The organism is Amycolatopsis sp. NPDC104587, assembly GCF_055583645.1.
Genome location: NZ_JBVJNO010000003.1, coordinates 727,436 through 736,404 on the forward strand (window position 1 = coordinate 727,436; position 8,969 = coordinate 736,404).

Here is an 8,969-nt window from a genome sequence, read left to right on the forward strand (position 1 = left end):
ATCGCACTGCGGGGGCCCGGACCCCGACTTAGGCTCGACCGGACCCGGAGCTCGCGGACCTCCCCGCCCCGGTCGCACACCGAACGGGCAGGAGAACCACCGTGTCGTCGTTGACCGTGCTGTTCGGCGTCGCCGGGCTGCTGGCCCTCGCCGCGGCGATCGTGCCGAAGCTCGTCGCCGACCGCCCCTTCTCGGTGCCGCTGGTGATGCTGGTCGCCGGGATCGTCCTGGGCCTGCTCCCGCTGCCCGCCCCCTACGGCAACGGCTGGAGTGATCCCGCCGTCCACCTGCAGGGCGTCGAGACCTTCACCCAGCTCGGCATCCTCGTCGCGCTCGCCGGCGCGGGCCTGTCCGTCGACCGGCCGTTCGGCCTCAAGCGCTGGGGCTCGACGTGGCGGCTGCTCGCGCTGACCATGCCGCTGTCGATCCTGGCGATCGCCGTCCTCGGGCACTGGTGGCTCGCGCTCACGCCCGGCGTCGCCCTGCTGCTGGCCGCGGCGCTCGCGCCGACCGACCCGGTGCTGGCCGGCGACGTCGGCGTGCCGCACCCCGACGTCGAGCCGGAACTGGCCAAGGACAACGAAATCCGCTTCACGCTGACCACCGAGGCCGGCCTGAACGACGGCCTGACCATGCCGTTCGTGCTGCTCGGCCTGGCGCTCGCGGGCAGTGAGCCGGAGCTGGACGTCTCCTGGGTCCTGGTCGACCTGCTGCTGCCCCTGGTGATCGGCGTCGCGGTCGGGCTGGCCGGCGGGTGGCTGCTCGGCTGGGCGATCTTCCGGGTGACCTCGGACCGGCTGCGGCTGGCCGAATACGGCGACGGGCTGGTGCTGCTCGCTCTCGCCTTCCTCCCGTACGCGCTCGCGGAAGTGGCCCACGGCAACGGGTTCGTCGCCGTGTTCGTGGCGGCGGTCGCGGTCCGGACGCAGGAGCGCTCGCACGACTACCACGGTGTCCTGCACGCGTTCGGCCACCAGCTGGAACGGCTGTTCGTGCCGCTCGCGCTGCTGGGTCTCGGGCTGGCCATCGGCGACGGGCTGCTGCAGGGCCTGCGCGTCGTCGAGGTGGTGATCGCCGTGCTCGCGGTGCTGGTGGTCCGGCCCGTCGTCGGCTGGCTTTCGCTGCTCGGTTCGTCCGCGGGCCGGCCGGCCACGCTGGCGATCGCGTTCTTCGGCGTCCGCGGCATCGGAACGCTCTACTACCTCGCCTACGCGCTCAACCGGCTCCCGGTGCCGCAGCAGGACGTCCTGTGGCGCGTCGGCGCGCTCGCCGTGGCCGTGTCGGTGCTGGTCCACGGCGTTCTCGCGGAGCCGGCCATCCAGCGGATCGAGCGGATGGGCGGGCACCTGCCGACCTCCTGAGCGGGTGACCGGCCTCACGACGACCACCCGGTTGTGTGATGTGTAGCCGGCGAACCGGTGGGTAATCGGGGGACAAGGCCCTTTTGGCGACTGGCCGATCCGGAAATGTCGCCGCGACGGAAGGTGCACCGCCATGAACGACAAGATCGAGAACAAGGGCGAAGAGCTCAAGGGCCGCGCGAAGGAAGCCGTCGGTGACGCCACGGGCAACGAGCAGTGGCAGGCCGAGGGCAAGGCGGACCAGGCCAAGGGCTCGCTGAAGCAGGCGGGCGAGAAGATCAAGGACGCCGTGAAGGGCGTCACGAACAAGGACTGACATGTTCTGCGTGCTGCCGCACCTCCGCTGGGAGGTGCGGCAGCTTCGTGTCCGGGGGTGACCGTGTTCGAAGGCTTCGAGCTCGACCGCGTCGACGTCGGCGACGTGACCCTGCGGGTCCGCCGCGGCGGGTCGGGGCCGCCGCTGCTGCTGGTGCACGGGCATCCGCGCACCCACACGACGTGGCACCGGGTCGCGCCGCGGCTCGCCGACCGGTTCACCGTCGTCTGCCCGGACACGCGCGGCTACGGCGAATCGACGAAACCGCCGACCGACGCGGACCACACGCCCTACAGCAAGCGTGTCATGGCAGCCGACTGCGTCGCTTTGATGGCGCGCCTGGGACATTCCCGGTTCTTCGTGGCGGGGCACGACCGCGGTGCGTACGTGGCGACGCGGCTGGCCCTCGATCACCCGTCCGTGATCCGGGGCGCGGCGATCCTCGACGCCGTCCCGATCGGCGAAGCCCTCGCCCGCTGCGACGCGCGGTTCGCGCGCGAGTGGTTCCACTGGTTCTTCTTCGCCCAGCCGGAAAAGCCCGAACGGGTGATCACGGCCGACCCCGACGCCTGGTACAACGTCGGCACCAAGAACACACCGGCCCGGCTCGGCGAGGACAACTTCGCCGACTTCCACCGGGCGATCCACAACCCGGCCACGGTCACCGCGATGCTCGAGGACTACCGGGCCGGCCTGGGGGTCGACCGCGCGCACGACGACGCCGACCAGGCGGCCGGCCGGCGGATCACCTGCCCGGCCCTGGTCCTGTGGTCCAGCGAAGACGACCTCGAAGACCTCTACGGTGACGTCCTGGGCGTCTGGCGCGGCTGGACGACCGACCTCCGCGGGCAGGCGATCCGGTCCGGGCACCACATGGCGGAGGACAATCCCGCCGACCTGGCCGCCGCACTCGGGGAATTCTTCAGCGGCCTGCCCGCCGGTTGAGCCGTTCCCGTTGCGGGACGACGACGTACTTCGGGTCTTTTGTAGACGCCACGCCGGCCGCGTAGACGCCGAACCGCGTGCACAGGCCCGAAGCGACGTAAGCCGCCCCGGCGAGAGCGCCTGCCAGCCGGTTGCGGCGGGCCGCCAGCGAAAGCCCCGCGCCGGCGACGGTGAGCGCTTTCGCCGCCTTCAGCAGCTTCCCGGCTCGGCCAGTCCGGTAGGGCTCCGACGTCAGCCCCAGCCCGGCCCGCACGACCGGGCGTCGGGTGCTCAACTCGCGGCACAAGGCGACCGGTGAGCGGTTCGAGCAGGCGATCGACGTGATGACCACGCTCAACGACGCCGCTTCCCGCGCCGCGCCGGCCGCCGGGGCCGTGTGCGCCACCGACGTCACCGGATTCGGGCTGCTCGGGCACCTGCACAAGCTGGCACGGGCGAACGGGGTGACGGCGCGGCTCGACCCGGCGACCGCGCCTTATCTCGACGGTGCGCGAGAGGCTTTGCGCGACGGGTTCGTCAGCGGCGGGACGCGGCGGAACCTGGACTGGCGGGCACACGATCGTCGTCGGCTGAGTTTCCGGGCCCCGCGGCGGGTACGACTCGGTGTCGTCATCTTCGCAGCACGCCCACGGGGCGCCCTAAGCCATCCGCTCAACGGCGTCGCGGGCCTCCTTGAGGTCGGCGCCGGTGTGTTCGCGGTAGACCTTGATCGCCTGGATCTTCTTGCCCTGCCGCAGCAGCTCGGTCACTTCGGCGAGCTCCGGCTCCGCCACGACGACGCCGAGCTGGGCCGTGATGGCGTCGAGCTTCCGCTCCACCCGCTCGAGGCGGCGGCTGAGCTTGCGTTCCGTGGTCGACGTCCCCAGGCCGACGACGCCGACGAGCACGGCGGCGGCGAGCAGCAGCATCCCGTAGTCCATGGGCAAGCATGCTAGTGCCGGAAATTGTCGGTGGCCGCGGTTAGGGTGAGCCCATGACCACGCTGACCGATCGTCCGAACACCGCCCTGCTGGTCGTCGACGTGCAGAACGGTGTCATGAAAGTCTCCCTGGACCGCGACGCCGTCGTGGCCAGGATCGGCTCCCTGGTGGAAAAAGCCCGCGCGGCGGGCGTCGACGTCGTGTGGGTGCAGCACACCAGCGAGGAGCTGCCGCGCGACAGCGAAACCTGGCAGTACGTGCCCGAGCTGGTGCGCCGCGAGCCGGAACCGCTGGTGCACAAGACGTACGGCGACTCGTTCGAGGACACCGAGCTCGAGGCGGTGCTGGCCGAGCGCGGCATCGGCAAGCTGGTGGTGGCGGGAGCCCAGACCGACGCCTGCATCCGCGCGACCCTGCACGGCGCGATCACGCGTGGGTATGACGCGACGTTGGTGTCGGATGCGCACACGACGGAGGATCTGTCGGCGTATGGGGCGCCGTCGCCTGCTGCCGTGATCGCGCACACGAACCTGTATTGGCAGTTTCATACTGCGCCGGGGAGGACGGCGGGGACCGTGGAGGCGGATGAGGTGGAGTTCGGGGTGAAGGCGCCGGCGTAGGGCGGGTGCGGGGGCCGCCCGGGGGGCCGGGGGAAGGTGGGCTGGGGCGGACGGCTCGGTTCCAGGTCGCGTCTCGGGTTGCGGGCGTGCACCGGTGGAGCGAGGTCTCGGCCCGAAGATCACCCGTCAACCGGACTTCGAGCTGCGGCGGGGAACTCGGCCGGCGAGGGTCCAAGCGTGCGTTTGCCTGCCGCAGTGGCCGCTGCGCGGCAATCGTCGCGCAGCAACCAGGCCGCGGCCGGGCTGCCCGCGTAGCTCGCGCTTCGCCGATATCTCAGCTGCCGCGCAGGTGGTCGCGCAACGCTCGCGCCACCCGGGACATCAGGACCTCCGCCTCCGGTTGGAGCACCGCCGGGACCGTCGACTCCGTCAACGCCACCACCCCGAACACTCCCCCGTCCGCGTGCTCGACCACGCCCGCCTCGTGCCGCAGGTTCAACAGCGTGCCCGTCTTCGACGACCACTTCGCCGCGTCAGAAGCGAAGTCGGGCGTCAAACGATGGCGGATCACGTTGTTGGCCATCAGCTCCCGCACCGCCTCGGCCACCGCCGGGTCGATCTTCGACGGCGTCCAGAGCGCCTGCAGCAGGTCGAGCATCGCCCGTGCCGATGCCGCGTTCGCCCGGGTCACGTCGAGCTGCGGGAGCCGGTGGCCCTGCCCTGCCGTGCCCGCTGCGATCGCCAGTGAATGCGCCAGGTCGACCTCGCCCGCGTCGAAGCGCTCGGCCGGGGTGTCGACCAGGTCGCGCATCGGGTGCCGGACCGCGATGCCGCTCACCTCCCAAGCCGCCAGCATTCGCGCTACCTCGGCCGGGGGTGTCAGGGCGAACAGGGCGTCCGCCGCCTCTCCGTCGCTCAGGCACGTGCTCAGGTACACCAGGTCCTCGACCGCGATCTGCGCCGCATGCCGGAAGCGGGTCAGGCCGATCGGCCCGGGCGTGGTGACGCGGCCGGGGGCGACCTCCAGCCGGCGGGCGCCGTCGAGCTCGCCGCGGCGGATGCGCTCCAGGGTGGCCGCCGCCAGGGGGACCTTGACCAGTGACGCGATCGGGTACTCGCGGTCGGGGTCGATGCCCAGCTCGAGACCGGTCCGCAGGTCGCGGACCAGGAACGAGCCACGCAGGCCGCCGTCGGTCAGCTCCTCGCGCAGCTCGCGGAGCAGGGCCGTCATGCGGAATCCTCCTCTGCGCCCAGGCACCGCCCGACGGCGCCCCGCAGCACGGTACGCAACCGGTCCGCGTCGGACCCCAGCGCCGCCGCCACCGCGAACCCGCGCGCCAGGTCCAGCTCGCCCACCGGCCGCCACGGCAACCCCAGCTCGGCGGCCTGCGCGGCCGAGCACAGCAGCAGGTCCGGCGAGCCGAACACCTCGGCGGCCGCCGACGTGAGCGAGTCCGCCACCGCCACCTGCGACGGCTGCAGCCCGACCGCGTCACGCACGCGCAGCACCCGGTCGCGCACATGCGGGACGTCGTCCTCCGGCTGGAGCCAAACCCGACGCCGGGCGCCGCCGGACCGTCCGGCCCGCAGAGTCTCCAGGTGCACCACCCGGCCGGACGGCGGCGCGACCCCGGCCACACCCAGCGGCACGGCCCACTCCCCTTCCCCCGCCGGGACGGCCGTGAGCGCGGCCCGCACCTCCTGGGTACGGACCAGCTCGGCCCGCTCGCCCGGCGGCGCGGCGCGGAACTCCAGGTGGACGTCCAGCGTGCGGGCCTCGGCCGCCAGCTCGGCCAGGTCCCGCACCCCGCAGGTGTCCGGGACGGCCACCCGCATCGGCCGCAGCCGCGCCCGCCGGGCGTCGTGCTCCAGCGTGTCGGCCAGCTGGACGAGCCGCTGGGCCGAGGGCAGCACGTCCCGGCCGAACGGCGTCAGGCGCGCCCGGCGGGTGGTGCGGTCGAAGAGCCGTTCGCCGAAGTGCCGCTCCAGGGCCGCGATGCGCCGGCTGGCGACCGGCTGCGGGATGCGCGCGAGCGCCGCGCCCGCCGTGAAGCCCCCCGTCTCGCTCACGCTCACGAACGCCCGGCAGCCGCCGATCAGGTCCACGACCTCACTCTATGCGATTTTGGCATCAAACCACCTGTTTCCGTCTTCGACAGCATGACCGGATCCGGTGAGACTACGGGTGTCGATCAAGACCGGAAGGAAGCACCGTGCCGTTCCCCCACGTCCGGCGGGCCGCGCTCGCCGCGCTGGTCCTCGTCCCGCTCACCGCCTGCTCCGCGGAGGCCCCGGCGGCGACAGCAACACAGACACCACCGCCACCGGCGTTGTCGTCCACCGTCGCTGTGCCGCAACCGGACTTCGCCCCGCTCGAACGCGAATTCGACGCCCGCCTCGGGGTGTACGCCGTCGACACCGGCTCCGGCCGCGAGATCACGCACCGCGCCGACGAGCGCTTCGGGTACGCCTCGACGCACAAGGCGTTCTCCTCGGCGGCCGTGCTCCAGCGCACGAGCGTCCCGGACCTCGCGAAGGTGCTCAAGTACACGCGGGCGGACCTGCAGGCGAACTCGCCGGTCACCGAGAAGCACGTCGGCACCGGCATCTCCCTGCGCGACGCGATCGACGCGGCCCTGCGCTACAGCGACAACACCGCCGCGAACCTGCTGTTCCGCGAGCTCGGCGGGCCGGCCGGGCTCGCCGCCGCGCTGCGCGGGATCGGCGACACGACCACGCACGTCGACCGGATCGAGCCCGGGCTCAACGACCTCGCTCCCGGCGACGTCCGGGACACCAGCACGCCGCGCGCGATGGCCGGCAGCCTGCGCGCGTTCACCCTCGGCACCGCGCTGCCGCCGGAGAAGCGGACCATCCTGACGGACATGATGCGCGCCAACACGACCGGCGCGGCGCTGATCCGCGCGGGCGCGCCCGCGGGCTGGGCCGTCGCCGACAAGACCGGCACCGGCGAGTACGCGACCCGCAACGACATCGGTGTCGTCTGGCCGCCCGGGCGCGCGCCGATCGTGCTGGTGATCATGACCGACAAGAAGGCCGCCGACGCCAAGGCCGACGACCGGCTGCTCGCCGGAGCCTCGAAGCTCGTCCTCGACAGCTACCGCTGAGGCAGCGGAAGAACGCGCGCTTCGAGGTCGATGCCGAACGCGCCGGTGACCTCGGCCCGGACCAGCGAACCCGGTTCGGGCGCGGCGCCGGGGAACTTCACGTGCCCGTCGATCTCCGGCGCCTGGTGCGCCGCCCAGCCCTGGCCGGCCGTCCCGACGACCACCTCGACAACCGACCCGACCCGCTCTTCCGCGCGGCGGCTGCTCACGTCGTCGGCGAGGATCGAGAGTTCCTCGACCCGCTCGGCGAGCACCGCGGGCGGCACTTTGTCCGGCAGGTCCACGGCTTCCGTCCCGTCTTCGTCCGAGTAGCCGAAGACGCCGATGGCGTCCAAGCGGGCCGCGGCCAGGAACAGCTTCAGCTCGCCGAACTCCGCGTCGGTCTCGCCCGGGAAGCCGGCGATGAAGTTGGAGCGCACCCCGGCGTCCGGCGTGATCTCCCGGATCCGGTCGAGCAGCTGCAGGAACCGTTCCCGGTCGCCGAACCGGCGCATCCGGCGCAGCACCGGGCCGCTCGCGTGCTGGAACGACAGGTCGAAGTAGGGCACGACCCCGGGGGTCCCGGCGATCGCTTCGACGAGGCTCGGGCGCAGCTCCGCCGGCTGCAGGTAGCTCAGCCGGACGCGGTCGACGAACCCGGCGAGCCTCGGCAGCAGTTTCTCCAGCGCCTGCAGGTCGCCGAGGTCCTTGCCGTACGACGTCGAGTTCTCGCTCACCAGCAACAGTTCCCGCACGCCGTGGCCGGCCAGCCATTCGGCTTCGGCGAGAATTTCGGCCGGGGTGCGGGAGACGAAGGCGCCGCGGAAGCTCGGGATCGCGCAGAACGTGCATCGCCGGTCGCAGCCCGACGCCAGCTTGAGCGACGCGATCGGGCCGCCGCCGAGCCGGTGGCGCAGCACCGGCGGTCCGCTCGCCGGGCCGGTCCGCTCGGTCGTGTGCCCCGGGACGTGGGCGACGACGGCGGCGGGCCGCTCGACCGGGGTGATCGGCAGCAGTGTCCGCCGGTCGCGCGGGGTGTGCGCGGCGCGGGTCCGCCCCTGCAGGACGTCGCCGATGCGCTCGCCGATCTCCGGGTAGTCGTCGAACGACAGCACGGCGTCGGCTTCCGGCACCGCGTCGGCGAGCTCGCGGCCGTAACGCTCGGCCATGCAGCCGACCGCGACGACCTTCGCGCCCGTGCCGGAGGCGGCGAGGACGGCGTCGATGGACTCCTTCTTCGCCGCTTCGATGAAGCCGCAGGTGTTCACCACGACGACGTCGGCCGCGGCGCCGGGTTCGGCGAGCTGCCACCCCGAGTCGTCCAGGCGCGCGGCCAGCTCGTCCGAGTCGACCTCGTTGCGCGCGCAGCCCAAGGTGACCAGGGAGACGGTGCGCACGCCGTCAGTGGGCGACGACGTCGCCGTGGCCCGGCGGCTCGTCGCCGATGGCCGACACCACGACGGAGTCACCCTTGGGCCCGTCCCCGATCGCCTTGGTCTGGACCAGCACCGGCGAGTCGACCGCGGGCGTGACGACACCCATCGGCAGGTAGGCGGTGATCACGAACCCGCTCGCCAGCAGCACCCGGGCCACCCGGCGCCGCCGGTCCCCGGTTTCCCGGACGCTGACGCAGGTGCCCCACTGCTGCCCGGCCGGTGCTTCCGGCGCGGCGCCCTGACGGCCACGGCGTTCTTCGGCCATCCGCTCGAGATCATTCACGGTTCCCCCTCGACGAGTCCGGTGGCGGGTCGGCCCGAGAA

At 72.7% G+C, this 8,969-nt stretch carries 10 protein-coding genes and 1 pseudogene; 6 read left to right on the forward strand and 5 right to left on the reverse strand.

The window, feature by feature from the left end; translation table 11 throughout:
- The first annotated feature begins 101 nt into the window (after positions 1–101).
- The 4 genes and pseudogenes from ACZ61C_RS11530 to ACZ61C_RS11545 form a co-directional block, all read left to right on the forward strand.
- A complete protein-coding gene (locus ACZ61C_RS11530) occupies positions 102–1,361 on the forward strand; it encodes a cation:proton antiporter domain-containing protein (protein ID WP_465305491.1) in 1,260 nt (419 codons plus the stop codon).
- Between the two features lie 133 nt (positions 1,362–1,494).
- Complete coding sequence (locus ACZ61C_RS11535) at positions 1,495–1,677, forward strand: CsbD family protein (protein ID WP_465305493.1); 183 nt, start codon at positions 1,495–1,497, stop codon at positions 1,675–1,677.
- A 63-nt stretch (positions 1,678–1,740) separates the two neighbouring features.
- On the forward strand, positions 1,741–2,622 hold the full coding sequence (locus ACZ61C_RS11540) for an alpha/beta fold hydrolase (RefSeq protein WP_465305651.1): 882 nt from the start codon (positions 1,741–1,743) through the stop codon (positions 2,620–2,622).
- A 257-nt stretch (positions 2,623–2,879) separates the two neighbouring features.
- Positions 2,880–3,176: pseudogene (locus ACZ61C_RS11545) on the forward strand (AIR synthase-related protein); the annotation flags it as partial.
- A gap of 84 nt (positions 3,177–3,260) precedes the next feature.
- On the opposite strand, the gene ACZ61C_RS11550 reads toward ACZ61C_RS11545, so the two are convergent.
- Positions 3,261–3,542: a ribosomal protein L7/L12 gene (locus tag ACZ61C_RS11550; RefSeq protein ID WP_465305495.1), complete on the reverse strand. Its 282-nt coding sequence runs from the start codon at positions 3,540–3,542 to the stop codon at positions 3,261–3,263.
- A gap of 53 nt (positions 3,543–3,595) precedes the next feature.
- On the opposite strand from ACZ61C_RS11550, the gene ACZ61C_RS11555 reads away from it, so the two are divergent.
- A complete protein-coding gene (locus tag ACZ61C_RS11555) occupies positions 3,596–4,162 on the forward strand; it encodes an isochorismatase family protein (protein WP_465305497.1) in 567 nt (188 codons plus the stop codon).
- Between the two features lie 274 nt (positions 4,163–4,436).
- Here the strand turns inward: ACZ61C_RS11555 and ACZ61C_RS11560 are convergent, their stop codons facing one another.
- Positions 4,437–5,333, reverse strand: coding sequence for a serine hydrolase (locus tag ACZ61C_RS11560; protein ID WP_465305499.1), 897 nt, complete (start codon positions 5,331–5,333; stop codon positions 4,437–4,439).
- Positions 5,330–6,208, reverse strand: coding sequence for a LysR family transcriptional regulator (locus tag ACZ61C_RS11565; RefSeq protein WP_465305501.1), 879 nt, complete (start codon positions 6,206–6,208; stop codon positions 5,330–5,332). Before ACZ61C_RS11565 ends, ACZ61C_RS11560 begins: the two co-directional genes overlap by 4 nt.
- A 107-nt stretch (positions 6,209–6,315) precedes the next feature.
- Between ACZ61C_RS11565 and bla the strand changes: the two genes are divergently transcribed.
- Positions 6,316–7,230 (forward strand): class A beta-lactamase, encoded by a 915-nt coding sequence (gene bla, locus ACZ61C_RS11570; protein WP_465305503.1) that lies wholly within the window; start codon positions 6,316–6,318, stop codon positions 7,228–7,230.
- On the opposite strand, the gene rimO is transcribed toward bla, so the two are convergent.
- On the reverse strand, positions 7,221–8,606 hold the full coding sequence (gene rimO / locus ACZ61C_RS11575) for a 30S ribosomal protein S12 methylthiotransferase RimO (RefSeq protein ID WP_465305505.1): 1,386 nt from the start codon (positions 8,604–8,606) through the stop codon (positions 7,221–7,223). The genes bla and rimO overlap by 10 nt on opposite strands.
- Positions 8,607–8,610: 4 nt before the next feature.
- Positions 8,611–8,928: a hypothetical protein gene (locus ACZ61C_RS11580; RefSeq protein ID WP_465305507.1), complete on the reverse strand. Its 318-nt coding sequence runs from the start codon at positions 8,926–8,928 to the stop codon at positions 8,611–8,613.
- Between the last annotated feature and the right edge of the window lie 41 nt (positions 8,929–8,969).

Excerpts from the sequence above, each read along its gene's own strand:
- ACZ61C_RS11535 (WP_465305493.1), top strand. The coding sequence starts at position 1,495 with ATGAACGACAAGATCGAGAACAAGGGCGAAGAGCTCAAGGGCCGCGCG.
- ACZ61C_RS11550 (WP_465305495.1), bottom strand. The coding sequence starts at position 3,542 with ATGGACTACGGGATGCTGCTGCTCGCCGCCGCCGTGCTCGTCGGCGTC.
- ACZ61C_RS11555 (WP_465305497.1), top strand. The coding sequence starts at position 3,596 with ATGACCACGCTGACCGATCGTCCGAACACCGCCCTGCTGGTCGTCGAC.
- ACZ61C_RS11560 (WP_465305499.1), bottom strand. The coding sequence starts at position 5,333 with ATGACGGCCCTGCTCCGCGAGCTGCGCGAGGAGCTGACCGACGGCGGC.